Consider the following 24,047-nt stretch of genomic DNA (forward strand, 5'->3'; position numbering starts at 1 on the left):
CGGGCCGGGGCCCGGCAGCCGCACCACACCGGCTGCCGGGCCCCGGCGCGTCCCGGCGCGCCGCGAGATCGCCCACCCACCGGGCCGCTGGGGCCCGTGCGCGGGAGGTGTCCGCACGGGGCAGGGGTGTCCGTACGGGGGCCGGGGAGCCGGGGGGCCGGGGCTGTGCGGGCTCCGGGAGCGGGGCTCAGGGGCGGTGGGGGCGGCGGGCCAGGAAGACGTACTCCTGGCCGGGCCGGTCCGGGGCGTCCCTGACCTCCAGGGGTTCGAGGCCCGCGGCGCGCAGGTCGGCCTCGACCTCGGGGCGTTCGCGGAAGCGCAGGGTGGAGTCCGAGGTGAGGTGCCGCCCGTCCGCGGCGAACACGTAGTGCCAGCGGAACGCCACCAACGGACCGGCGACGGACAGCAGTTCGACCCAGGTCTCCACCGCGCCGACGCCCGGCAGCTCGCTGACCCGGCGGGACGCCTCCCGCGTCCAGGACTCCCAGGCGCAGCGGGCCGGGACCCTGCTCTCGAACACCAGGTGCCCGCCCGGGCGCAGCGCGTCGCGCACGCCCCGCAGGGTGGCGCGCCACCGGGCGGGGTCGGTGATCTCCTGGGCGGCGTTGGCCGTCATGGTGACCAGGTCCGCCCGCTGCGGGGGCAGGTCCGTCGCGTCCCCGACCAGCCAGCGGACCCGCTCGGCGCCCGGCTTGCCGCGGGCCACCTCCACCGACGCGGCGGCCGGGTCGACACCGAGCACCCGCACCCCGCGCCCGGCCAGCAGCAGGGCGAACACCCCGGTGCCGCAGCCCAGGTCCAGGACGTCGGACGCGCCGAACTCGTCGACCAGGCGCAGGTAGGGGAGCAGGTCCGAGCGGTCCGGGTCGAGCCCGTCGTAGAGCGCCGCCAGCGCGGGCAGCGTGAAGCATTCGTCGGCCATCCGGAGGACCGTAGCGGGGGAGGGGGCGGAACGGAAAAGGGTTTGTCAGGGCGGGCGGCGGCCCGTACGGTGGGGCGGGTGAACACCGGAACGGCCATGGGCCACGCACGGATCGGCGACCCGGTGGGCGGCTGACCCTGCCCCGGGCGCCGCAGGGGCGCCCGCGCGTCCGGGGGCCGCCGAGGTCTGGGAGCAGTGCGCGCACACGTCCCCAGACCGACCGCCCCGGAACGAGGTACCACCCGGCCATGCCCGCCGCCTTCAACCACACCATCATCGTCTCCAAGGACAGCGCCGCGTCCGCCCGCTTCTACCGCGAGCTGCTGGAGGCCGAACAGGCGCCCTCCTGGGGCCCGTTCACCAACCTGAAGCTCGCCGACGGCGTGCTGCTGCAGTTCGCCGCACCGCCGGTGGAGATCCAGATGCAGCACTACGCCTTCCTGGTCGACGACGAGCTGTTCGACCGCGCCCACGCCCTGCTGCGCGAGCGCGGCATCGACCACTGGGCCGACCCGCAGATGCAGCGCCCCGGCGAGACCAACACCGAGCACGGCGGCCGCGGCGTCTACGTGCTCGACCCGTCCGGGCACGGCCTGGAACTGATCACCCGTCCTTACCTGTAGGCCTGCGCACGGGGAGAGGAGGACGGGGCGATGGACCATCAGGAACTGCGCGCCGCCCTGGCGGAGGCGCGACGCGTCCTCGCCCCGCACCTCCACGCGGACTGGAGCGTCCCGGCGGGCCCACTGGAGTGGAGCTGCCGGGACACGCTGGCCCACGTCGGCCACGACCTGCTCGCCTACGCCGGGCAGGTCGCGGCCCTCCCCGCGGACGGCTACCTGCCCTTCGACCTGACGCTGCATCCGGACGCCGGGCCCGCCGAGGTGCTGACCACCGCGCTGGCCTGCGGCGAACTGCTGGCCCTCGCCCTGTCCGCCGCCGCCCCGACCGCACGGGCCTGGCACTGGGGCCCGTCTTCAAACCCCCGCCTGCCCCGCGACCCCTGGCACGCCCTCTCGCCGCACCGGGCAAAGGGCCAAGTACATCCAGTACGAGGCCCTTCACCCGGCACGCCGAGAGCACGCACCAGACGCCGCGAGGCCGCCCTTCGGGCGACGACGGGGGTTTGAAGACGGGCCCCGGGCCCCACCGACCCGACCGGCTTCGCCGCGATGGGCGTCGCCGAGACGCTGCTGCACACCCACGACATCGCCACCGGCCTCGCCCTGGACTGGACAGCGCCGCCCGCCCTCTGCGCCGCCGTCCTGGCCCGGCTCTTCCCCGACGCCCCGCCCGGCGACCCCGCCCCCGTGCTCCTGTGGTGCACCGGCCGGGCCGCGCTCCCGGACCGCCCGCGCCGCACCTCCTGGGCGTGGCGGGCGGCGCTCGACGGGTGAGCGGTGCGGCCGTCGGGCGGGCACCGGCGCCGTGTGACCATGGGGGCATGGCATCCGGTCGGATCATCTTCCTCAACGGCACGTCCAGCTCGGGAAAGTCGAGCATCGCCCGGGAGCTCCTCGACGTCCTGGACGACGGCGTCTTCTTCCACCTGGCGGTCGACGGCTTCAACGCGATGCGCACCAAGCGGGCGCTCGGAGCCGAGGAACTCGACGCCGCGCTGCGGCGGACCAGGGCGGGCTTCCACCGCTCGATCGCGGCGATGGCCGAGGCGGGCAACGACATCGTGGTCGACCACGTGCTGAGCGAACCGTGGCGCCTGCTCGACTGCCTGGCGGTGCTGCGCCCCGAGGACGTGCTGTTCGTCGGCGTCCACTGCCCGCTGGACGAACTGACCCGCCGCGAACTGGCCCGCGGCGACCGCCCGCCGGGCCTCGCGGCCCACCAGTACGGCCTGGTCCACGGCCACGGCGACTACGACCTGGAGTGCGACACCGGCACGGCGAGCCCTCGCGAGTGCGCCCGGCAGATCAAGGACTTCCTCCCGCACCGCCCCCGCCCCACCGCCTTCACCCGCCTCCGACGCCGCCTGCTGGACGGCCGCGAGCCGCTCACGGCGTGAGCCCCGCCCGCCTGCTCGGTCGCCTGCCCGGCCGCCTGCTCGGCCGCCCGTTCGCTCGGCCGGGCCGGGGCGGGGCGGAGGGCTAGAGTCGGGGCATGAGCGAGCAGGTGGAGCAGGCCGTGCGGGCGCCGTTCGGGAACTTCCCGCGGGTGCGGCGCGCGGTGGACGCGGTCGCGGAGCTGGCGCCCCCGGTGGCCGGGCTGCTGGGCGGGTGGGAGGCGGAACTGGCCCGGCAGGTGCTGTACGTGGACACCGATCCGGAGCTGGCCGACACCGCCGTGTTCTGCGCCGCGTACGACGTCCCGGCGGAGGCGTCCGCGAACTGCGTGGTGGTCGCCGCGAAGCGCGGCGGGGAGACCACGCTGGCCGCCGGGCTGGTGCTGGCCACCACCCGGCTCGACGTCAACAAGGCGGTCCGCGGTCACCTGGGCGCCCGCAAGGCCTCGTTCGCGCCGATGGACACCGCCGTCGGCGAGAGCGGCATGGAGTACGGCGGCATCACCCCCGTCGGCCTGCCCGCGCACTGGCCGCTGCTGGTCGACGCGGCGGTCGCCGCCGCCCCGTACGTGCTGGTCGGCAGCGGGCGGCGGCGCGGGAAGCTGATCCTGCCGGGCGCGGTCGCCGCCGCGCTGCCCGGGGCCCGGGTGCTGGAGGGGCTGGCGGGCTGAAGGGCTGGCGGGCTGAAGGGCTGGTGGGCTGGGGGCCGAACGACCGCGGGAGACGCCTGCGGGCGGCCGAGGGGACGCCTGCGGGCGGCGGACGGTCGTGGGCGGGAACACCGCGGGCGGTCGGACGGTTGGACCGGATGGTCCCGCCGGGTGGTGCACCGGGCGGGGCGAGTCGACGTCCCATGCGAGGAGTGAGTACGAGATGACCACGGACCGCGCTGTCCTGGCCGGCGGGTGCTTCTGGGGAATGCAGGAGTTGATCCGCAAGCTCCCCGGCGTCCAGTCGACCCGGACCGGCTACACCGGCGGCCAGAACGCGCACGCCACCTACCGCAACCACCCCGGCCACGCCGAGGCGCTGGAGATCGTCTACGACCCGGAGCGGATCAGCTACCGGACGCTGCTGGAGTACTTCTTCCAGATCCACGACCCGAGCACCCTCGACCGGCAGGGCAACGACATCGGCAGCAGCTACCGCTCGGCGGTCTTCTACGCCGACGAGGCCCAGCGCGCCACCGCCCTCGACACCATCGCGGACGTCGACGCCAGCGGCCTGTGGCCCGGCAAGGTCGTCACCGAGGTCACCCCGCTCGGCGACTTCTGGGAGGCCGAGCCCGAGCACCAGGACTACCTGCAGCACTACCCCAACGGCTACACCTGCCACTACCCGCGGCCGGGGTGGAAGCTCCCGGTGCGCGAAGGCGCCTGAGCGGGCGGCGCCGAGGGAGGCGCTGAGGGGTTGAGGCCTTGAGGGCTTGAGGCATCGCGGGGCGGCGGTCACCGGTGGCGGTGGCCGCCGTCGCCGTGTCCGGGGCCCCGCGGGCCTGCCTTGGGTGATTAATCATTTGCCTAAGGCTCCTAGGCTGATTAGCGTGGTTCCCGTGAGAGAGCTGACCGACCCCGAGATCCGCGCCGCCTTCCTGAACTGCTCCAAGGGCGAGGCGAAACGCCTGAACCTGCCCCGCGAGCTGGCCGACCAGCCCTGGCCCGAGCTGGACTTCCTCGGCTGGCGCGACCCGCAGGCCCCCGACCGCGCGTACCTGGTCACCGAGCTCGACGGCCGCCCGCAGGCCGTCGTCCTGCGCGCCTCCTCCGGCGCCTCCTGGCAGCCCCGCCGCAGCATCTGCTCGCTCTGCGTCACCACCCACACCGGCGGGGTCTCCCTGCTGGTGGCCCCGCTGGCGGGCCCCGCCGGTCGGCAGGGGAACTCGGTCGGCGCCTACATGTGCAGCGACCTGGCCTGCTCGCTGTACGTCCGCGGGCTGCGCGAGACCGGCAACAAGATCCACGAGTCGCTGACGACGGAGGAGCGGATCGAGCGGATGCGCGGCAACCTGGCCGCCTTCCTGGCGAAGGTCCGCGGGGAGGGCGGGCAGCACTGAGCCCCCGGTGGGCGGAGCAAGGCCAGGCGTCCGCTGCCCGGGGCGGGGCGGGGCGGGGCGGGGCGGCGAGCGGCGCAGGGGGCGGGTCGGCGAGCGGTGCAGAGGGGGCGGGCGGATGGCGGAGATCATGGCGGCTGGGGCAGCAGAGGACGCCGAGGGGGTGATCGACGCGTTCGACGCTCTGGAGCGGCGGATCTGGGCGGGCCGCGCCGCCGCCTACGCCGCGAGTTTCGCCCGGCTGTGCGCCCACCCAGTGCCCGCACTCCTCGACGCCGCCCGGGTCGGCCCCGGCAGCACGGTGCTGGACGTCGGCACCGGGACGGGCGCCGCCGCGGCGGCGGCCTGCGCGCGCGGGGCCCGGGTCACCGCCGTCGACGCCGAACCGAGCATGCTCGCCGAGGCCCGGCGCAACGCCCCCGGGGTCGAGGTGCGTGCCGCGACGCTGCCCGAACTCCCCTTCGCCGACCGGGCGTTCGACGCGGTGGTCGGCAACTTCGTGCTCAACCACGTCGGACGGCAGGCCGCCGCCGTCGCCGAACTGCGCCGCGTCCTGCGCCCCGGCGGCCGTCTCGCCCTCACCGTCTGGGCGGCCCCCGCCGCGCCCGGGCAGACCCTGCTGGGCCGGGCCGTCGAAGCCGCCGGGGCCGTCCGGCCCGCCCACCTGCCGCCGCCGCCCGCCGCGCGACCGGCAGCGCCGAGGGCCTCGCCGCGCTGCTCACCGCCGGGGGCCTGCGCGGCGCGGAGTGCCGCACCCTGCGCTGGAACCACCGCACCACCACCGAGGAGTGGTGGGCCGGCCCCGCGGCCCGGGTCGCCTTCATCGGCGAACTGCTGCACCACCAGACCCCGGAGGTCCGGGCCCGGACCGGGCGGGAGTTCGCGCGGCTGGCCGAGGAGTTCCGCACCGCGGACGGCACCCTGGCCCTCCCGCACGCCGCCCTGCTGGCCGCGGCCCACCGCTGAGGCCGGAGGGAGCGTCGGGGCTCGGCGGACCGGGCCTCGGCGGACCGGGCCTCAGCGGATCGGGGCTCAGCGGACTTCGACGGAGAGCTGGGTGCCCAGTTCGCGGAAGCCGAGGCGGGCGGCGACGCGGCGGGAGGCGGGGACGCGGGCGCGCCACTGCGGGAGCAGACCGGCGGCGAGGGCGTGCGCGGCGGCGGCAGCGGCGGCGGTGCGGGCCAGGCCGCGGCCGCGGGCGCCCGGGGCGGTGAGGACGCTGAACTGGGCGGTCCCGTACGGCCAGGTGCGGTAGCCGCAGGCGGCCAGCACGCGTTCGCCCCGGAGGACGGCGAACGCGGGTGAGGTGATGTCGCCGAGGTCGGCCTCGTCGCGTTCCTCCGCCGTGACCCGGGCCGTCAGCTCGGACAACGCCGGGTGGTCGGGCGGGAGTTGGCGGACCCCCTCGGGAGTGGAGGGCGGCGGGGTGAAGGCGTCCGGGGCGAGGTAGGCGAGTGCGGCGGGCCCGAGGATCCGGCCGACCGGGAGGGCCGCGCGCAGCCGGGCGGTGTCCCGTGCGGCCTCCGGGCAGGAGTGCAGGACGGTGCGGAGCAGTTCGGCGCGGCGGGCGTCCGGTGCGGTCGCCAGCACCGCGCCGCCCAGGGTCAGCAGGCCGACCCAGCCGGGCGGGCACAGCCCGGAGCGCGGGGACACCACGACGGCGGCCGCGCCCGGCGCGGGGAAGGCGACCGGTTCGGCAGCCAGCCCCTCCCACAGGCCGGACGCCCGCCGGAGCAGCGAATCGTTCGTCACTTCCCCATCCTCGCAGGGAAGTCGGGCGCGGGCCGAAGGGATTTCGACCGGGGGCGGACCGGCAGCCGCCCCCGGAGGCCGGGTCAGTGGCCGCCCCGGGAGGCCTCGCAGCCGCCCTCGATGTACGGGCCGTGCACCTCGATCTGCGGCGGGTTCGACAGCGTGCCCGACAGGCAGGGCCCGACCTGCGGGACGAAGAAGGAGAACTGCACGCCCTGACCGGCCGGGGCGACCTTGGCGTCCCGGTAGCCGAGGCGGGTGAGCAGGGCCTTCGCCTGCTCGGGGTCGGCGGGGGTCTGCCGGGCGAGCTCGGCCGCGATGCGGGCGGCGTGCGCCTCGCCGCGGCACTCCGCGAGGGGGCTCAGCGCGGTGGTCTTCAAGTAGGTGTGGTTCTCACCGTACTTGGGGTTCTCCGGCTGCGGACCGGAGGAGCCGGAGGAGGAAGGGGCGGTCGGCACCGCGGTGGGCTTTCCCGCGCAGGCCTGCGCGACGGTCGGGAAGGCCCGGTCGTGCTCGGCGGTCGCCTCCTCCACCTGCTGCTGGTACTTCTGCTGGGCCTCCTGCGCGGCCTTCGACGCGTCCTGCCGCGGGGCCTTCGACGCACCCGCGGAGGTACCGCCGGAATCGGAGCCGGAGCCGTGGGTGGAGCCGCAGCCGGTGAGCAGGGCGCCCACGGCGAGAAGGGCGGCGGCCGCGGCCAGGGCGTTTCGTTTCACGCTGGGCACTCCGGTGGGTGGGCGGGCCCGTGCGGCCCGTCGGTGCGATCATCATTCCGTGCGCGATGGATCATCAGCCAGAGTATCCGCACTCAGTTCGCCCCTGTCGGGGATCTTGGAACCCGGCTGCACACGACGCCCACGAGATGCCGGTCCGTCCCCACCCCCCGCCCGGATGCCGATGACAGCCACCCCGGGCGCCCGCCCGCCCACCCGACCACGCCGAGCGGGCTGCAGTTCCCGACTCGAACAGGGGCAGCTTGAGCACGGCGTGGAACCGAACCGGAGCGAGAACCGGTGGCCGGACAAGCGGACCGGTGGAGGGGCTGGGACCACGGCCCTCCTGACTCCTTGACTCCTTGACTCCTTGCACTCGGGAGTGTGTCGGTGTCGGCGTGCGGGTCGAAGTGCAGAGGTACGTACGAGCGGACGTGCAGAGCTGCTTGCAGTGGCCCGGAGTTGATGCCGGGAGCGCTCGTCATGAGGAAGAATGCTCCGCATGACTATTTGAAGAGCACCGTCGGAGCGCCAGCACTGGCTCAAGGTCGGGACCTGGGACACGGTCTCTGACGGGGACCGTCGGATCTGTGCCGCCTGCGGGACGCCTGTCCGCTCGTACCAGTACCGCTTCTATCCGCCCGAGTCCTCCATGTTCGAGCGATGCATCGGGCTCGCGTGGTGTTCCGGCTGCCGGATCTACTCCGGCTCGATGGTTCACGTTCCCCGCAAGCGAGTTCTCGTCGATGCCCTGGCATCGTTGCCCCACGATCAGCAAGAGCGTCTCAAGCGGAGCGAGACCGGGTTGATCGACTACCTGGACCGACAGGCCCGGGGCAAGAGGGAGCCGCACTGAGTTCGGTGGAGTCCCGGAAGTCGGGGTTTCGATCCTGGCGCAAGGAGATCCACCTGCTGTACCGGCACCACGCAAATCCCCCGACGCGCTCCGTGAGCGCGCGATCCGCGAGGTCCGCACTACGGGCCGCCCGATCGCGCCCGGGCCACCGGACCTGGTCGACCGGAACCTCACCGCTGAGCTTGACGTTTACTGACCTTCGAAGCGTGATGTCGCCGGGGAATGACGGAGGGCGATTGTCGCGGTATGCCACTTGTATGAGGTATCCGCAGGGCGGTGGGCTGACGCCTGAACGCCAGGTGTCTCGCGAGCGGATCCGGATGGAGGCAGCCGAGCGCTTCGCCGCAGGCGCCTCCAACGGGGAGGTCGCCAAGGACTTACGGGTGAGTGTGCGCTCGGTGCAGCGCTGGTACCGGACCTGGCAGGACACCGGACCCGAGGGTCTGCGCTCGGTCGGGCCCGTCTCCACGCCGAAGCCGAGCAACGCGCTCTTCATGGTGCTGGAGGTCGAGCTGGCCAAGGGCGCGGTCGCGCACGGCTGGCCGGACCAGACCTGGACCTTGGCCCGGATCAAGACGCTGATCGGGCGGCGGTTCCACAAGTCGCTCTCGCTCTCGGGCATCTCGCAGATGCTTCGCCGCCACGGCTGGAGCCACCAGGTCCCGGCCCGGCGCGCGGTCGAGCGGGACGACGCGGCGGTGGCCAGCTGAGGGTCAACCGTCAAGCTGGGCGACAGAGGCACGGCTCTGCTCAAGGTGGAACTCGACGAAACCGCACAGACCCAGGGCGTCCTGCGGGTCGTCGGCCCGGTGACTGAACCGACGGATGAGCACCACTGAGTCGAGGGTGACGCCTTCGCGGGCCAGCACGAACAGCAGGGTGAGCAGGGCAGCACGGGCGTTGCCGTCGTCGAACGGGTGGAAGAAGCAAACGTCCAGATGTGCACGGGCCGCCCTGGCGGCGAGCGAGAGCCGGCCGTCGGTGGCCTGTGCCAAGCAGGTGTCGAGGCGGGCGTGGGTGTCGGGGCCGATCCCGTAGCGCTCGGCACCGCCCTTGGCGAAGGCGGGGTGGGTGCGCAGCAGCGGCAGCTCAGGGGTGCCGAGTACGTGCCGCTGCCAGCCGCGTATCAGCTCGAAGTCGAGTGCGGCGCCTCGTGCGGCGTCGGCCCGTACCAGTTCGAGTGCGGCGAGCAAGCCAGCTCCGCGAGCGGCGTCCACGGCTGTGTCGAAGAAGCGGAACTCCTCGACCGCGCCGTCCCGGGCGGGCACCACCGGTCCGTCGTCCGTACTGACCTCGTGTTCCGGCCACGGCACGGTCTCGCGCACCACCAGCCAGCGCGCCAGGTGGTCCGGGAACTCGCCGGGCTCAGGCGACCAGCGGGTGTCCTCAGGTCGCAAGGGGCCGACGAGCCGCTCCGCGATGTCATCAGCCAGGACGGTGTCCGGCGCGGTCCAACTCTTGAACCGGCCCCCGACCGCCTGACCTACCAAGTTCTTGGCCGTCTCCGGGGCGACACCCCAGTAAGTGAGGAACCAACCCAGGACCTGCTGGCAGTGCCCGTGCCAGCCACTTTCGGCACCTGTCCAGTCCGCCACCTGCAGGATCACGTTGCGGGCGGCGCTCTCCCACAAGACACGGTCGGCCGTCACGGTCTCCGGGTCCAGCGGGTAGGCCTCGAACCACTCCACGAGACGCTCCAGCCAGTCACGCCACTCGCACAGCGCCGCCACGACCCGGTCGAGGGTCTGCTGCGGGGTGGCGATCGAGTGCGAGCCGCAACACCAGCTCCCGATCGGCCCTCCGTCAATGTCTCCCTCGCCGTGCGACCAGCGCCATCCTGCCGCCCACGGGCCGTAGTTCTCGACCAGCGCATGCGTCATGGCGTCGGACCAGGGCTTGGCCACCTCGTGAGCCCAGTTGACCCTGGTCAGGTCGATGTCCGGATCCGTCCGGGAGGGCACCCGCCTCGCCGGGCCCAAGGACCGGACCACCTGCGCCACCGTATCGGGGTCGAAGGGATGGCTTGCGGGATCGACATCGTCCCAGGACAGGTCTCTGGGGTAAGGCACTCTGAACACCCGGCCAGGGTGCACGGAGACCGGCGGTGCGGGCAACGGCATTTCCCCGGCTGACCGAACGAGGAATGCGACTCGGGCGCCGCTTGCGTTGCGCGGAGTCGTCCTCGGCCGGGGACATGGCCCGGGCAGAGAAGAGGGCCCGCCGAGTCGGTCGAGGAGTACCGAGCTCGCCAAGGTTAAACGGCAAGCTGAACGGCCCGACCGGCCGCGGGGCGCGGACATGACCTGCGTGCGGACCTGGCCCGGGTGGGTCCACGTCGCGTTCGTCGGCTGGTGGATAGCCGGGTACATGCTCACCGAACTCCCCTTGGACGCACTTGGGACGGTGCTGTGGCGGCGCAGGGCCGAGAAGGACTCCGGGTTGATTCAGCACCGCGACAGGGGGCCGCAGTAGGTGTCCGTTCGGTGCACCGAGCGGCTCGCCGGGATCGGTGCCGCCGCATCGGGCGGATCCGTCACCGACCCGTACGCAGAAGGACATTCACGACAACGCCCATACCGATGGTGAAGCCAGCACCACCACAAGACGGGTGCCAGAGGTAGTGACCGTGCCCGCTCGATCGTGCAGGCTGGAGACCACGAAGACCACCAGCGCGGCGAGGAGGGGCCATGGGCGCCATCGAGCGGTCAACGGGGAAAACGCTGCCCGATGCGGCCCGCCGTCACGCCGCCGTGGACCGGTGGCTGCGGAAGCGCGCTGCTTGCCCGGGTGTTCGCGCTCCGCGCCGCCCTGCCGTCCACGGCGACCAAGGCGCGTCCGAAGCCGAACGGGGAGCCGGTCGGCAGGACGGCTGCCTCCGGTGGGCCGGGTGAGTCGGGTGGGCCCGTGCTGCCGGGCTGCCCCGGGCGGTGCCCTGGGCTCGGCGGATGGAGCGCGACACGTTTCGCTACGTCGGCGATTTCAGGGAGTGGGGGCACGGGCGGCCGGACGGTCCGTCGATCAGGGCCGCCGTGCGGGCCGCTCCGGGGGAGGACGAGCCCGAGCTCCTGCGGTACTTGCGCGGCGGTGCGCTCCTGTACGCCACGCCCAGTGCGGTGCCCGATGTGCTCGGCCCCGCGGGGGCGGTGATCGGCGGGTTGCACCTGTTCACCGACGGGCGGTGGTTGTGGTTCTCCGACCTGGCCCACTACGTGGAGCGCCACCACGTGGTGCTCGACCCCGACTTCCTCGCGCACGCCCGGGGCAACGGCTGGGTCGTTCCGGTGCTCGACGACGATGACCTGCAGGCGGTGCCGGCGGCGATTCTCGCGGGCGGGGCGGGGTGAAGGCGGGTGCCCGGCGGGGGAGCCGGCGGTGAGGCGGCCGGGTCACGGGTGGCCGACGGCCGTGCGCAGGGCCGGGAGGTGGTCGGTGAGGAAGGCATCGACCGGGCGGGCCGGGCGGCCGAGCAGGTCGGGGACGGCGGTGGTCACCTCGGCCAGCGAGCCCGCGGCGACCTCGCGCAGCAGGGCAGCCAGGTCCGCGGCGAAGGCGGGCGGGGCGCCCTGGGCGGTCAGGGTGGCGGCGACCTCGTCCGGGGTGAGGGGGTGGAGGTCCACCGGGCGGTGCAGGGCGCGGGCGATGCGGTCGGCCAGGTCCCGGTCGGTGAGGGCCTGCGGGCCGGTCAGGACGAAGGACTCGCCCGGGCGCGGCGGCCCCGTCAGCAGGACCTCCGCGCACTCGGCGACGTCCCGGGCGTCGACGTGCGAGACGGGCGCGTCGCCGTAGCGGCCGACCAGCCGCCCGTCCGGGGTGAACGCCCCCGGGGCGAGCAGGTTCTGCAGGAATCCCGAGGGTTGGAGCAGCGTCCAGCCGCCCGGGAGCGCGGCGGCCAGGCGGCGGTCCAGCACGCCGTGCGCGCCCTGGGCCAGCAGGCTGTCCGGTGCGGCGTGCCACACCGAGACCTTCACCACCCGCTCGACGCCCGCCGCCGCGGCAGCCCCGATGGCGGCGGTGAGTTGGCGGACCATCGGCTGCTCGCCGTCCACCGGCAGCGCGCCGGGGCCGCCGAGGAACAGCCGGTCCACGCCCACGAACGCGGCGGTCAGCGAGGCCGGGGTGTCGAAGTCGCCGACGGCGTACGCGCAGCCCAGGGCCCGGCCCTTGGCCTCGTCGCGGACGAGGGCGCGGAACTCGGCCCCCCGGTCGGTGAGTCGGCGGACCAGGTGGCGGCCGATCGCGCCGGTGGCTCCGGTCAGCAGGATCATGGTGGGTCCTCCCGTATGGGTGGCGGTGGCGGCGGTGGCGGTGGCGGTGGCGGATGGCGGTGATGGGCGGGGCCGTGCCGGTTATGCTGAGGTTCCCTCGGGTTCGGTGCGAACCGAGGATGCCTCGACTTGTCGGCCGGGCGCAAGGACCCGGCCCGGAACGGGAGTTGACGTGACCGGAGCCGCCACCCGCCGCCCGCGCGCCGACGCGTTGCGCAACCGCGAACGGCTGCTCGCCGAAGCCGACGCGGTGTTCCGGGAGCAGGGCACCGGCGCCTCGCTGGAGGGGGTCGCCCGCCGGGCCGGGGTCGCGATCGGCACCCTCTACGGCCACTTCCCGACCCGCACGGCCCTGATCGCCGCCCTGCTGGACGCCCGCAACCGGGAGCTGTTCGCGCACGGCGACGCCCTCGCCGAGCACCCCGACCCGGCCCTGGCGCTGGCCGACTGGGTCCGTGCCGTCGTCCGGCACGCCGCCGCCTACCAGGGCCTGGCCGCCGTGCTGGCCGCCCGGTCCGACGAACTCCAGGACTCCTGCCACCGGTTGACGGCGATCGGTGAACGCCTGGTCGACCGGGCCCGGGCCGCGGGCGCCCTGCGCGGTGACACCACCGGCGCCGACGTGTTCACCCTGATGAACGCCGCCGCCTGGGCCCGCGGGCACGACACCCCCGCCCAGGCCGACCGGCTGCTCGACCTCGCCCTGGCCGGGATGATCGTCGGATGAGCGGGGCGATCCGGACGAGCGGGGTGGAGGTGCGGTGCGGACGGGACCGGGCGGTCGGCGTCCGGCTGACGGGCCGCCAGGAGGAGGGCGGCGTCGTGCGGTTCGCGGCGGAGCTGCGGGCCCCCGGCCTGACGGCCCGGCTGGCCGAGGTGGTCGGCCTGGGGCCCGGCGGCGGCCTCGCGGGCTTCCTGGCCGGGCTGGCGGCGGACTTCCGCGGCTGGGGGGCGAGCGGTCCTGGCGCAACGCCGACGGTGACCTGGCGCTGCGCGCCGCGTTCCGCCCCGGCGGCCACGTCGGCCTGACCTGGGCGCTGCGGCCCTGGCGCGCCGCCGACGGCACCTGGCGGGCCGAGGCGACCACCTGGTTGGAGGCCGGGGAGCAACTCGCCGCGCTGGCCGCCGAGGTGGAGGCGTTCCTGGAGGGTGAGGGATGAGGGGTGAGGGCGACGGCGGCCGGGGGAGGGGCTGCCGTCGGTGGCCGAGGTCGTAGCGGGGTGGCTGCAGGAGCGGGGGCGGGCGACGGGTGACAGACGGTGGCCCGGGTTTCGGGTGAACGTTCAACTTCGGCGAAACTTTCAACATATTCACTGGTCATGTGACTGGATGGTGGACGTACTGATTGGGCACTGTGGTGGCGGGCCGAACACCGGCCGCGCCCGGGGGGAGTCGGCGCGCAGTCGGGGGCAGTGCGGCCCGTCCCTGATCGATCCCCTCGCTGCTGCGGGAGCGTGCAGTCATGCCCGTGTCGGTCCACATGTTCCCCGGCCAGGGGGACTTCCCCGTGCAAGTGCTCCACCGGGCCGCCGCCCGGGACGCCGCGCTGCGCCGCGCACTGCTGGCCGTCTACGAGGAGATCGACGCCACCGCCGAGATCGGCCCGCTGCCGTCGCCGGCCGACCTGCTGCTCGGTGAACGTCCGCCCGGCGGGCGGGAGTTGGCGCAGGGGTCGGTCGGCCTGCCGCAACTCGCCCAGTACGGCGCGGCGGTGGCCTGGCAGCGGGTGCTGGCCGAACGGCACGGTCCGCCCGACGCGCTGCTGGCCGTCAGCTTCGGCGAACTCGCCGCACTGACCGCCGCCGGGGCCTGGACGGTCGGCGCCGGGGCGAGCGCCGCGTACGGCCTGGCCCGGGTGCTGGCCGGTGCCCCCGGTGCGCTGGCGCTGATCGGCTGCGGGGAGGAGCGGGCCGGACGGCTGGCCGCCCGGGCCGGGGGCGGACGGGTGGTGGTCGGGTGCGTCAACGGCCCCCGCGAGTGCGTGCTCGGCGGCCCGCCCGAGCAGCTGGCCGCCGTCGAACGGCTCGCCGCCGAACAGGGCCTCACCGCCGTCCGGCTGCACCTCCCGTTCGGCTCGCACCACCCCGAACTCGGCGCGCAGCGACAGCAGTTCGAAACGCTCCTGCGCAACGGCCCACCGATCCGCCCGCCCGCCGTCCCCGTCTACTCGGCCGTCGCCGGACGCCGCTACGCCCCCGCCGAGGACCTGGCCGCCCGGGCCGCCGACTGCCTGGTCCGCCCCGCCCACCTGCCCCGGATCCTCGCCCTGCTCGCCGCCCACGGCCACACCGACTACCACGAGGCGGGCCCCGGCAGCGCGCTCGGTCGCAACGCCGCGGACTGCCTGCGCGGCACCGGCGCCCGGGTGTCGGGAACCGCCGCCGACGACACGCCAACTCCGAGGACAACAAGGGGAATCACGGTGGAGCAGGAGCCGCGCGAGACGAAGGAAACGGAGCCGAGGGAGCCGGGGGAGCCGAGGGAGTCGAGGGAGTCGGAGGAGTCGAGGGAGCAGGGGGAGCCGAGGGAGCCGGGCAGGACGCTGGAGGAGCTGCTGCACGGTCGCCACCACCCCGGCTACCTGCCCCGCCTGCACCGCGCCCTGGCCCGGCACCCGTACCGCGTCGCCGAGGCCCCCTCCGAACGCGAGCCCTACCTGTACCGCCGCCTGCGCGCCCTGCTGCGGGCCCTGCCCGCCGCCGCCGAACTGCACGCCGACGCCGACGCGCTGGCCGCCGCCCTGGCCTGGGCCACCGTCGCCGACCCCCGGCTCGGCATGACGGTGGTCACCCAGGGCGTCCTCGGGCAGGGATCGCTGCTGCGCCTGGCCGGTGGCCCCGAGCGCGTCCGGTCGGAGCTGGACGCCGTGGACGCCGGTGCGCTGCGGATCGGCTACCTGGTCACCGAGGCCGGCCGCGCCAGCAGCCACCTCGGAGCCGGGACGGTCGCCGAATTCCAGCCCGGGGAAAGGGAGTTCGTGCTGCGGACGCCCGAGGGGGCGGACGCCAAGTTCGGCGGCGTCCCCCAGTACCCCGGGCCGCGCGGCGCCGTGGTGATCGCCCGCGCGGTGGACGCGGCCGGACGCGAGGGCGGCGTGTTCGCCTTCCTGGTCGAGCTCGCCGACCACGACGGGCCCCGCCCCGGCGTCACCCTCTCCCCGCCCGTCCCGGTCGGCGCCCTCCCGCTCAGCTACCACCGCGTCCGCTTCGACGGCGTCCGCGTCCCCGAGGCGCACTGGCTGCGCGACGACGCCGACCTCGACGGGCACGGCCGCCTGCACGACCCCCGCACCCCCGCCGACCGGCTGCGCCGCACCCTCGCCGTCGGCCAGGACCTGTGGGGCGTCCTGCCCACCGCGCTGGCCGCGCTCGCCCGCCAGTCCGCGGTCCTCGCCGTCCGGCACTCCCGCCACCGCGAGACCCGCGCCGCCCTCGCCCCCGGCACCCCCCTGCTCGCCCACCGCAGCCAGCAGCGCGCCCTGCTCGGCGCCCTCGCCGACGCCTTCGCGCTCAGCTGCGCCGCCGCCCGGGCCCGCGAACTCCTCGCCGCCGCACGGGAGTCCGACACCGCCGGAGCCGAGAGCGGCTTCGCCCCCTGGGCCGCCGTCAGCCGCCCCCTCTCCGCGTACAAGGCGCACTGCGCCGACGAGGCCGAACGGATCGTCGCCGACTGCCAGCGCCGCTGCGGCCACGCCGGACTCGCCGACGGCAACCGCCTCGCCGGGTACCACGGCTTCGCCCGCTCCTTCGACCCGGCGGGCGGCGACAGCCGGCTCATCCGCTACGACCTCGGGCGCGCCCTGCTCGACGAGACGGCCCCCGGCGGGCCCCCGCCGCTGACCACCGACCTCGCCGACCCCGGCTGGTGGCCCGCCGTCCTGGCCCGCCACCAGCACACCCTGACCAACTGGCTGCGCCGGGCCACCACCCGGCCCCCGGGCGGCGGTGCGACCCCCTTCGAGACCTGGAACCCGCTGCTCGACCGGGCCGCGGAACTCGGCGCCACGTACGCGGCCCGCCTCGCCGCCGAGGACCTCCCGCGCGCCCTCGCCACCCTCCCCCCGGACGAGGCCACCACCGCCCTCGCCCACCTCGCCGCCCTCCGCGCCGCCGACCGGCTCGCCGGGCCCCTGCTCCGCCACCGCACCCTCACCCCGGGCGAACTCGCCGGCCTGGAGAACGCCCTCGAACGCGGCTACGACCGGCTGCTGCCGCACCTGGACCGGGTGGAACGGGCCTTCGCCTTCCCCGACGAGATCGTCTAGGCAGACGGCCCGGGGGGAACCAGGGGCCCGGGGCACGGCGGGTCCGAGCTGCGCAGTGGCCCCGTCAGGGGCCCGGGGAACGGCGGGTCCGTGCTGCTGACGGCCGGAGCCCATCGGAAAGTCCGTGCTGCTTCGGGCCGCCTGAACAGAACCCGAAGCCACCGCACGCACCGGCAGTGCACCCGCAGCAGCCCCGGCCCCGCCGTTCCCCGGGCCCCTGATGTGGTTCTCGCTGTTCTCGCCGGGCCCTTTTTTCTCCCGAATCGGCTGCACAGGAAAGGAGTTCGTCGTGAACGCAGTGGGCGTGTGGGGCACCGGCCGGTACGTGCCGGTGCGGGTGCGGGGCAACGGGGAGGTCGCGGCGGCGGTCGGGGTGACCGCGGAGTGGATCGCCGAGCGGACCGGCGTGCGGCGGCGCCACGTCGCGGGCGTCGACGAGGCGGCCTCGGACCTCGCGGCGCAGGCCGTCCGCCGGGCGCTGGCCTCGGCGGGAGTGACGGCGGGGCAGGTCGGGCTGCTGGTGTGCGCGACGTCGACGCCGGACGAGCTGGGCCCGGCCACCGCGTGCCGGGTGCAGGCCCTGGTGGGGGCGGGCAACGCCGTCGCGCTGGACGTGGCGGCGGCCTGCTCGGGCTGGCTGTTCGGGGTGAAGGTCGCGCACGACTGGCTGCGCGAGGCGGACGGGCCGATGCTCGCGGTGGTGGTCGGGGTGGAGGCGTACTCGAAGTTCCTCGACCCGGCGGACCGGGCCACCGCCGTGCTGTTCGCGGACGGGGCCGCGGCCACCGTGCTGGGACCGGTCGAACCGCCCGGCGGACTGGGCGGGTTCCGGCTCGGCTCGGACGGCACGCTCGCCGACCGGGTGCTGATCCCGGCCGGGGGCAGCCGCCGCCCGGCGACCCGGGAGACCCTCGCGGAGGGCGCGCACCGGATCCGGATGGACGGGCGGACGGTCAGCCGGTTCATCCGGGACGCGTTCCCGCGGATGCTGCACGGGACGCTGGAGCGGCACGGCCTGACCGTCGACGACATCGACCACGTGATCACCCACCAGCCCAACCCCGTCCTGCTGCGCCGGCTCGCCGCCGAGGCGGGCCTCGCGGACCGGATGACCGTGGTCGGCGACCTGGTGGGCAACATCGGCGCGGCCAGCGCCCCGTACGCACTGGCCACCGCGCACGCCGAGGGGCGGCTGCAACCCGGCGACCTGATCCTGCTGACCGTCTTCGGGGCCGGGATGACCTGGGGCAGCGCCCTGCTGCGCTGGTCCGCGGCCCCCGCGGCAGTCCACGGCGAACGGAAGGAAGCACTGTCATGAGCAACAGCACGCTGCCGGGGGCGTTCCGGCTGGACGGCGCCCGCACCCTGGTCACCGGGGCCTCGCGGGGCATCGGCCGGGCCTGCGCGCTGGCGCTGGCCGCGGCCGGGAGCGACCTGGTGCTGAGCGCCCGGACGGAGGCCGCGCTGCGCCAGGTCGCCGAGGAGGCCGAGGCGCACGGGGTGCGGGCGGTGCCGCTGGCCGCGGACCTGGCCGAACCGGGCGCGCCGGGCGGGCTGGTGGACCGGGCGGCCGCGGCGCTCGGCGGCCTCGACGTGCTGCTGCACAACGCCGGGGTGCTGCCCAGCGCGCCGGACGGCAGCCCCGTCCTGGTGCCGTTCCAGCACTCCACGCAGCAGGACTGGGAGTACGTGGTCGCGGTCAACCTGAACGCCACCGCCGAGATCTGCCGGGCCGCGCACCCGCACCTGGCCGCGTCCGACCGGGCCTCGCTGATCCTGATGTCCTCGGCGTCCGGGGTGATGGGCACCCCGCTGCTGGACGCGTACGCCGCGACGAAGGCCGCGCAGATCTCGCTGGCCCGCAGCCTGGGCGTCGGCTGGGCCCGCGAGGGCATCCGGGTGAACGCGGTCTGCCCCGGCTGGATCACCACCGACATGACCGGCTTCGCGTCCGGCGCGCAGCCGCTCTCGCAGTGGCTGATGGCGCACGTCCCGCAGGGCCGCTGGGGCGCCCCCGAGGACGTCGCCGGGGCGGTGCTGTTCCTGGCCTCGCCCGCCTCCGCGTTGCTCACCGCGCAGGCCCTGGTGCTGGACGGCGGGCTGACCGTCCCCGACGGCGGGCTGGCGGGCATCCCCAAGCCGCCCTCCCCGCTCCAGGCCTGAGGAGGTACCGGATGCCCCGCACGGCCGTCGTCGGGATCGGCTCCTGCCTGCCCGCCCGCAGCGTCGACAACGAGGAGGTGATCGCCGAGGGACGCCTCGACAGCAGCGACGAGTGGATCCGCCGCCGCACCGGCATCCACCGCCGCCGCCGCGCCGCGCCCGGCACCGCCACCGGCGACCTGGCCGTGTACGCCGCGGCCGCCGCCATCGAATCCGCCGACGCCGCACCGGACTTCGTGCTGCTCGCCACCACCACCCCCGACCACCCCTGCCCCGCCACCGCCCCCGCCGTCGCCCACCGGCTCGGCCTGCCGCGCGTCCCCGCCCTCGACCTGGCCGCGGTCTGCTCCGGCTTCCTGTACGCCCTGGCCACCGCCGACGCGCTGGTGCGGGCCGGGGCCTGCCGCCGCCCGCTGGTGATCGGCGCCGACACCTACTCCACCATCGTCGACCCCGCCGACCGCGACACCGCCGCCCTGTTCGGCGACGGCGCCGGAGCCGTCCTGCTGGCCGCCGCCGAGGACGGCGCGCCCGGCGCCCTGCGCGCCGCCGACCTGGGCAGCGACGGCGGCGGGGCCGCCCTGATCACCGTCGCCGCGGGCGGCTCCCGGCAGCCCGACCGGCAGCGGCAGGACCCGGACGCGCACTGGTTCCGGATGCGGGGCCGCTCCGTCTACGGGCAGGCCGTCCGGCACCTCACCGACTCCGCCGGGCGGGCGCTGGCCGCGGCCGGGTGGCGGCCCGCCGACCTGGGCGCGTTCGTCGCCCACCAGGCCAACCAGCGGATCCTCGACTCGGTCGCCGACCGGCTCGGCCTGCCGCCCGCCGTCCGCTTCGGCAACCTGCGCGAGCTCGGCAACACCGCCGCCGCGTCCATCCCGCTGGTGCTCGCCGACGACGGCCCGCAGCGCGCCCTCGCCCCCGGCACCCCCACCCTGCTCACCGCCTTCGGCGGCGGCCTGACCTGGGCGTCCGTCGCCCTGACCTGGCCCGCCGCCACCCCCGTCCGCCGCACCCTGCCCTGACACCCCCGTACCAGGAGGAGACCTCCCGTGGACCAGGTCACCGCACGCATCGCCGCCGTCCTCACCGAGAAGTTCGACGTCCCCGCCGAACAGGTCACCGACCGGGTCAGCTTCCGGGAACTCGACCTCGACTCGCTGTCCATCGTCGAGCTGTACGTCACCCTCCAGGAGGAGTGGGGCGTCCCGCTGGACGCCGAAGCCGCCGACGCCGACACCACGGTCGGTCAACTCGTCGACGACGTACGGAAGCTGCTGGACGGGCGGCGACCCGGTGGCGACTGACCGGATCGTGGTCACCGGCACCGGGCTGGTCACCGCCGCGGGCGGGGACGCGGACACCACCTGGCGCACCCTGTGCGAGGGCCGCGGCACCGCCCGGCACGACCCCGGCCTGGACAGCGGCCCCGGCGGCCCCGCCCCGATCAGCTGCCGCCCGCCGCACCCCGAGGACGCCCCCGTCCGGCAGGGCTGGCGACTGGACCGCTCCACCCGCTACCTGCTGACGGCCGCCCGGGAAGCCCTGCGGGAAGCCGGGATCGCGGCCTTCGGCGAACGGGACCCCGACTGGGAACCGGAGCGCGTCGCCGTGGTGATCGGCTCCGCGGCGGGCGGCGTCGCCGTCCTGGAGCACGCCCACCGCCGGCTCCTGGAACACGGGCCCGGCGCGCTCTCCCCGCTCACCCTCACCGGCTACCTGCCCAACCTGTCCGCCGCCGCGCACCTCGCCCTCGCCCTGCGCACCACCGGCCCCGCCCTGCACACCTCCACCGCCTGCGCCTCCGGCGCCACCGCGATCGCGCACGCCGCCCTGCTGCTCGCCACCGGCGCCTGCGACCTCGCCGTGGCGGGCGGCACCGACGCGATGGCCACCCCGCTGTGCGCCGCCGCGTTCGCCCGCACCGGCGCGCTCTCCCGGCGCACCGACCGACCCGCCACCGCCTCCCGGCCCTTCGACCGGGACCGCGACGGCTTCGTCCTCGGCGAGGGCGCGGGCGTCCTGGTGCTGGAACGCGCCGCCGACGCCGCCGCCCGCCGCGCCCCCGCCCTGGCCCACCTCGCCGGCTGGGCCGCCACCTCCGACGCCCACCACCCCACCGCCCCCGCCCCGGACGGCCGCGGCCTGCGCCGGGCCGTCGCCCTCGCCCTGCGGGCCGCGGACGCCGCACCCGGCGAGGTCGAGCACGTCAACGCGCACGGCACCGGCACCCCGCAGGGCGACCGGGTCGAAGCCGCCGCGATCCGCGACCTCTACCCCCGCACCCCGCCCAGCGTCACCTCCGCCAAGGGCGCCCTCGGCCACACCATGGGCGCGGCCGGCGCCATCGAGGCCGCCCTCACCGTCCGCACCCTGCGCACCGGCACCGTCCCGCCCACCGCCAACCACGACGCCCCCGACCCCGGCACCGCCGGGATCGACCTGGTCGCCGGCGCGCCCCGCCACCACGGCCCGCGGCTGGCGCTCAGCCACTCGCTGGGCTTCGGCGGCCACAACGCCGTGCTCGTCCTGCGCCGCTGACGCCCCGCCACCCCCCGCCGCAGGTGCCGCCGCCCCGCCGCCGCCCGCTACAGGCGGCGCGGGCCGGAGCCGTCCTCGGCGAGGCTGTCGCCCGGGTTGAGCAGCGCACAGGCCTTCATCGACAGGCAGCCGCAGCCGATGCAGCCCGTCAGCTCCGCCTCCAGGCGCTCGATGGTCCGCCGCCGCTCCTCCAGACGGCGCTTCCAGCCGCGCGAGGCCCGCTGCCACTCCTGGTGGCTGGGCGGCCGGTCGAGCGGCACGTCGGCGAAGGCCTCGCGCAGGTCCTGCAGCGGGATGCCGATCCGCTTCGCCACCGAGACCAGCGCGATCCGGCGCAGCATGTGCCGGGCGTAGCGGCGGTGGCCCCGGCCGTCGCGCCCGGAGGCGATCAGGCCCAGCTCCTCGTAGAACCGCAGCGCGGACACCGCCGTGCCCGTCCGCGCGCTGACCTCGCCGATCGGCAGCCAGTCGTCCGCCGCGGGCGGGTGGGTCGTCATCCGTGGCCTCCGCTGCCTGCTCCCGTTGACCTCAACCTTACTTGAGGCCCTACGGTCACCCGTGCCAGAGCGGCGAGCAGCACCGGACCGAGAGGACGACAGCCCGATGACCTTCGTGATCGCCCTGCCCTGCGTGGACGTCAAGGACCAGGCCTGCATCCAGGAGTGCCCCTTCGACTGCCTCTACGAGGGCGAACGGATGCTCTACATCCACCCCGGTGAGTGCACCGACTGCGGCGCCTGCGAACCGGTCTGCCCGGTAGAGGCCATCTACTACGAGGACGACCTCCCGGAGAAGTGGCGGCCGTTCGCCGCGGCCAACGCCGAGTTCTTCGACGACCTGGGCCACCCGGGCGGCAGCGCCCAGCTGGGCCCGGTCCCCAAGGACCACCCGACGGTCGCCGCCCTCCCGCCCGCCGCGCACCGGACGCCGTAGACACTCCCGACCCGACCCGACCTCGTCACCGCCCCGTCGCGCCGTCCGTCCCCGGACAGTGCGGCGGGGCGGTCGCGTTCGCCCCGGGACCGTCGGCGGCGGGCCGGTGCGTGGTCGCGGGCACAATGCGCCGCCGACCGGTTGTGCCGGACGAACAGAGCTGCGGTCGAAGCCTGTCGGGCATCCGCGCGGCTCCCGACGATGGGGGCAACCGCCGGGACCACCCCCCATGCAGCTCCCTCGCTGCGGGACCCGGCGGACCCTCGAAGGAGCCCTCATGCACCTCGGTACGCGAATCGGCGCGGCGCTGTGCCGGAGGTCCACCCGAGCCCTGATCGGCTGCGCGGCCGTCCTGCCCGCCCTGGCGGTGGCCACCGCCGCCCCGGCGTCCGCCGCGGGCCTCACCCGGGTCGAGGAGACCTGCCGGGCCGTCCCACGGCTGGCCGCCGTCTCGCTCGGCGCGGAGGACTACGCCGCCTCGACGGGCATCGAGCGCCCCCGCGGGGCGACGGAGCTGGAGTACCCGCGGGCCCGGCTGGCGGCCGCCGCCGCGGCGGCCGGGATCGGCGCGATGGACGGCCCGGAGTCCGACTACCGGGACGCCGAGCTCTTCACCGCCCAGGCCCGGCACGTCCGCGCCCTCGGCTTCCGCGGCAAGTACTGCATTCACCCCGACCAAGTGGCCCTCACCAAACGGGAGTTCGCCCCGCAGCCAGCCGAGGTCGAACAGGCCCGCCGGGTGGTCGAGGCGTACCAGGCGGGCGAACGCGCCGGCCTGGGTGCGGTCGGCCTGGACGGCGCCATGGTCGACCGCCCCGTCTACCTGCGGGCCGCGGCGCTGCTGGAGCGCGCGGCGGAGTGAACCGCGTCCCTACGGGGTGCGCAGCCCCGTCAGCAGCGCGGTGAGGACGCGGTGCAGGCGGGGCTCGACCTCGACGACGGCGTGCGCGAGGCGCGGGTCGCCGGTGTAGAGCTCCCGCAGACGGGGGCCGGGGCTGGCGATCTGCCACAGGGCGCCGGCCATGCCGGTGGCGGTGGCCACCGTGTCGAGCACCTGCGCCTCGTCCAGGCCGAGCAGGCGGCCCAACTCCTCACCGATCAGCGCCACTTCGTGCAGGGTGAGGAGCTTGAACGCGCGCACCGCCTCCAGCGAGACGTTGCGCTCCAGGTTGAGCGGGGCCTGCGCGAGCAGGTCGCAGAACACCGGGCGGGCCGCCAGCGTCGCGGCGAAGGCCCCGGCGACCTCGGCGGGCGTGGCGGCGGCCCGGGCCCCCAGGTCGGCGCGTAGCGCCGCGGACCACTCCCGCCAGCCCTGCGCGGTGAGTTCGAGGAAGATCTGCTCGCGCGTCTCGAAGTAGCGCAGCAGCGCGGACTTGTGCATGCCGACCTCGGCGGCGATGTCGGTCAGGGAGACGTCGCGGACGCCGCGGCCCCGGCCGAGCTCCCGGGCCGCGTCCAGGATCGCGGTCTCCCGCGCCTGCTTGGCCTCGGTGCTGCGGGCCCGTCGGAAGGCTGGCTGACTCATGAGCCCCATCATAGGGAGAGCTAAGAGAACGGTGTTGTGTTATTAA

General features: G+C 75.6%; 27 protein-coding genes and 1 pseudogene. 21 read left to right on the top strand and 7 right to left on the bottom strand.

Annotated elements, in window-relative coordinates; genetic code table 11:
• Positions 1 to 187: 187 nt before the first annotated feature.
• A complete protein-coding gene (locus OO57_RS26305; RefSeq protein ID WP_033255151.1) occupies positions 188 to 922 on the bottom strand; it encodes a class I SAM-dependent methyltransferase in 735 nt (244 codons plus the stop codon).
• A gap of 248 nt (positions 923 to 1,170) precedes the next feature.
• On the opposite strand from OO57_RS26305, the gene OO57_RS26310 reads away from it, so the two are divergent.
• The 8 genes and pseudogenes from OO57_RS26310 to OO57_RS47435 all read left to right on the top strand — a co-directional run bounded on the left by OO57_RS26310 (position 1,171) and on the right by OO57_RS47435 (position 5,955).
• Positions 1,171 to 1,545 (top strand): VOC family protein, encoded by a 375-nt coding sequence (locus OO57_RS26310; RefSeq protein WP_033255152.1) that lies wholly within the window; start codon positions 1,171 to 1,173, stop codon positions 1,543 to 1,545.
• Positions 1,546 to 1,575: 30 nt separating this feature from the next.
• The gene (locus tag OO57_RS40450) at positions 1,576 to 2,052 is read left to right on the top strand and encodes a hypothetical protein (RefSeq protein ID WP_199811331.1); all 477 of its coding nucleotides are present in this window, start codon (positions 1,576 to 1,578) and stop codon (positions 2,050 to 2,052) included.
• A gap of 42 nt (positions 2,053 to 2,094) precedes the next feature.
• Complete coding sequence (locus OO57_RS40455; protein WP_234337509.1) at positions 2,095 to 2,319, top strand: hypothetical protein; 225 nt, start codon at positions 2,095 to 2,097, stop codon at positions 2,317 to 2,319.
• A gap of 47 nt (positions 2,320 to 2,366) precedes the next feature.
• Positions 2,367 to 2,942, top strand: a complete 576-nt coding sequence (locus OO57_RS26325) for a chloramphenicol phosphotransferase CPT family protein (protein ID WP_033255153.1) — start codon at positions 2,367 to 2,369, stop codon at positions 2,940 to 2,942.
• A 95-nt stretch (positions 2,943 to 3,037) separates the two neighbouring features.
• On the top strand, positions 3,038 to 3,610 hold the full coding sequence (locus tag OO57_RS26330; protein WP_033255154.1) for a YbaK/EbsC family protein: 573 nt from the start codon (positions 3,038 to 3,040) through the stop codon (positions 3,608 to 3,610).
• A gap of 202 nt (positions 3,611 to 3,812) precedes the next feature.
• The gene (msrA, locus tag OO57_RS26335) at positions 3,813 to 4,319 is read left to right on the top strand and encodes a peptide-methionine (S)-S-oxide reductase MsrA (protein WP_033222870.1); all 507 of its coding nucleotides are present in this window, start codon (positions 3,813 to 3,815) and stop codon (positions 4,317 to 4,319) included.
• Between the two features lie 172 nt (positions 4,320 to 4,491).
• Entirely contained in the window at positions 4,492 to 4,992 is a 501-nt protein-coding gene (locus OO57_RS26340) for an FBP domain-containing protein (protein WP_033255155.1), read from the top strand.
• Between the two features lie 115 nt (positions 4,993 to 5,107).
• Positions 5,108 to 5,955, top strand: a pseudogene (locus OO57_RS47435) (class I SAM-dependent methyltransferase).
• Positions 5,956 to 6,021: 66 nt separating this feature from the next.
• On the opposite strand, the gene OO57_RS26350 reads toward OO57_RS47435, so the two are convergent.
• Positions 6,022 to 6,741: a GNAT family N-acetyltransferase gene (locus OO57_RS26350; protein ID WP_033255157.1), complete on the bottom strand. Its 720-nt coding sequence runs from the start codon at positions 6,739 to 6,741 to the stop codon at positions 6,022 to 6,024.
• An 83-nt stretch (positions 6,742 to 6,824) separates the two neighbouring features.
• On the bottom strand, positions 6,825 to 7,457 hold the full coding sequence (locus OO57_RS26355; RefSeq protein WP_051778273.1) for a hypothetical protein: 633 nt from the start codon (positions 7,455 to 7,457) through the stop codon (positions 6,825 to 6,827).
• Between the two features lie 1,110 nt (positions 7,458 to 8,567).
• On the opposite strand from OO57_RS26355, the gene OO57_RS26365 reads away from it, so the two are divergent.
• The gene (locus OO57_RS26365) at positions 8,568 to 9,020 is read left to right on the top strand and encodes a winged helix-turn-helix domain-containing protein (RefSeq protein ID WP_267884987.1); all 453 of its coding nucleotides are present in this window, start codon (positions 8,568 to 8,570) and stop codon (positions 9,018 to 9,020) included.
• A 3-nt stretch (positions 9,021 to 9,023) separates the two neighbouring features.
• Here the strand turns inward: OO57_RS26365 and OO57_RS26370 are convergent, their stop codons facing one another.
• Positions 9,024 to 10,388: a Fic family protein gene (locus OO57_RS26370; RefSeq protein WP_234337511.1), complete on the bottom strand. Its 1,365-nt coding sequence runs from the start codon at positions 10,386 to 10,388 to the stop codon at positions 9,024 to 9,026.
• Between the two features lie 867 nt (positions 10,389 to 11,255).
• Between OO57_RS26370 and OO57_RS26380 the strand changes: the two genes are divergently transcribed.
• Positions 11,256 to 11,654, top strand: coding sequence for a hypothetical protein (locus OO57_RS26380; protein WP_033255160.1), 399 nt, complete (start codon positions 11,256 to 11,258; stop codon positions 11,652 to 11,654).
• 42 nt (positions 11,655 to 11,696) lie between these two features.
• Here OO57_RS26380 and OO57_RS26385 read toward each other — a convergent pair whose 3' ends face one another.
• Entirely contained in the window at positions 11,697 to 12,575 is an 879-nt protein-coding gene (locus OO57_RS26385) for an NAD(P)H-binding protein (protein ID WP_033255161.1), read from the bottom strand.
• Positions 12,576 to 12,747: 172 nt separating this feature from the next.
• On the opposite strand from OO57_RS26385, the gene OO57_RS26390 reads away from it, so the two are divergent.
• From OO57_RS26390 to OO57_RS26425, 9 genes are all read left to right on the top strand, one after another.
• Positions 12,748 to 13,302: a TetR/AcrR family transcriptional regulator gene (locus tag OO57_RS26390; RefSeq protein WP_033255162.1), complete on the top strand. Its 555-nt coding sequence runs from the start codon at positions 12,748 to 12,750 to the stop codon at positions 13,300 to 13,302.
• A complete protein-coding gene (locus tag OO57_RS38650; protein ID WP_267884988.1) occupies positions 13,299 to 13,604 on the top strand; it encodes a DUF6228 family protein in 306 nt (101 codons plus the stop codon). The genes OO57_RS26390 and OO57_RS38650 overlap by 4 nt, the downstream gene beginning before the upstream one ends.
• A complete protein-coding gene (locus tag OO57_RS46950; protein WP_267884989.1) occupies positions 13,565 to 13,735 on the top strand; it encodes a DUF6228 family protein in 171 nt (56 codons plus the stop codon). The genes OO57_RS38650 and OO57_RS46950 overlap by 40 nt, the downstream gene beginning before the upstream one ends.
• 302 nt (positions 13,736 to 14,037) lie before the next feature.
• Positions 14,038 to 16,839, top strand: coding sequence for an acyltransferase domain-containing protein (locus OO57_RS39825; protein WP_051778275.1), 2,802 nt, complete (start codon positions 14,038 to 14,040; stop codon positions 16,837 to 16,839).
• A 289-nt stretch (positions 16,840 to 17,128) separates the two neighbouring features.
• Positions 17,129 to 18,157 (top strand): 3-oxoacyl-ACP synthase III family protein, encoded by a 1,029-nt coding sequence (locus OO57_RS26405; RefSeq protein ID WP_033255163.1) that lies wholly within the window; start codon positions 17,129 to 17,131, stop codon positions 18,155 to 18,157.
• On the top strand, positions 18,154 to 19,002 hold the full coding sequence (locus OO57_RS26410) for an SDR family NAD(P)-dependent oxidoreductase (protein ID WP_033255164.1): 849 nt from the start codon (positions 18,154 to 18,156) through the stop codon (positions 19,000 to 19,002). Before OO57_RS26405 ends, OO57_RS26410 begins: the two co-directional genes overlap by 4 nt.
• An 11-nt stretch (positions 19,003 to 19,013) precedes the next feature.
• A complete protein-coding gene (locus OO57_RS26415) occupies positions 19,014 to 20,027 on the top strand; it encodes a beta-ketoacyl-ACP synthase 3 (protein ID WP_033255165.1) in 1,014 nt (337 codons plus the stop codon).
• Between the two features lie 27 nt (positions 20,028 to 20,054).
• Entirely contained in the window at positions 20,055 to 20,309 is a 255-nt protein-coding gene (locus OO57_RS26420) for an acyl carrier protein (protein WP_033255166.1), read from the top strand.
• A complete protein-coding gene (locus OO57_RS26425) occupies positions 20,299 to 21,543 on the top strand; it encodes a beta-ketoacyl-[acyl-carrier-protein] synthase family protein (RefSeq protein ID WP_033255167.1) in 1,245 nt (414 codons plus the stop codon). Before OO57_RS26420 ends, OO57_RS26425 begins: the two co-directional genes overlap by 11 nt.
• A gap of 47 nt (positions 21,544 to 21,590) precedes the next feature.
• Here OO57_RS26425 and soxR read toward each other — a convergent pair whose 3' ends face one another.
• Positions 21,591 to 22,040 (bottom strand): redox-sensitive transcriptional activator SoxR, encoded by a 450-nt coding sequence (gene soxR, locus OO57_RS26430; RefSeq protein ID WP_033255168.1) that lies wholly within the window; start codon positions 22,038 to 22,040, stop codon positions 21,591 to 21,593.
• A gap of 106 nt (positions 22,041 to 22,146) precedes the next feature.
• Between soxR and fdxA the strand changes: the two genes are divergently transcribed.
• Together fdxA and OO57_RS26440 are read left to right on the top strand one after the other, a co-directional pair.
• Entirely contained in the window at positions 22,147 to 22,476 is a 330-nt protein-coding gene (gene fdxA, locus OO57_RS26435; protein ID WP_033255169.1) for a ferredoxin, read from the top strand.
• 277 nt (positions 22,477 to 22,753) lie between these two features.
• A complete protein-coding gene (locus tag OO57_RS26440; protein ID WP_051778276.1) occupies positions 22,754 to 23,338 on the top strand; it encodes an aldolase/citrate lyase family protein in 585 nt (194 codons plus the stop codon).
• Between the two features lie 9 nt (positions 23,339 to 23,347).
• On the opposite strand, the gene OO57_RS26445 is transcribed toward OO57_RS26440, so the two are convergent.
• On the bottom strand, positions 23,348 to 24,001 hold the full coding sequence (locus OO57_RS26445) for a TetR family transcriptional regulator (RefSeq protein WP_033255170.1): 654 nt from the start codon (positions 23,999 to 24,001) through the stop codon (positions 23,348 to 23,350).
• Positions 24,002 to 24,047 lie beyond the last annotated feature (46 nt).

This window comes from Kitasatospora phosalacinea, from assembly GCF_000717185.1.
Taxonomy (GTDB): Bacteria; Actinomycetota; Actinomycetes; order Streptomycetales; family Streptomycetaceae; genus Kitasatospora; species Kitasatospora phosalacinea_A.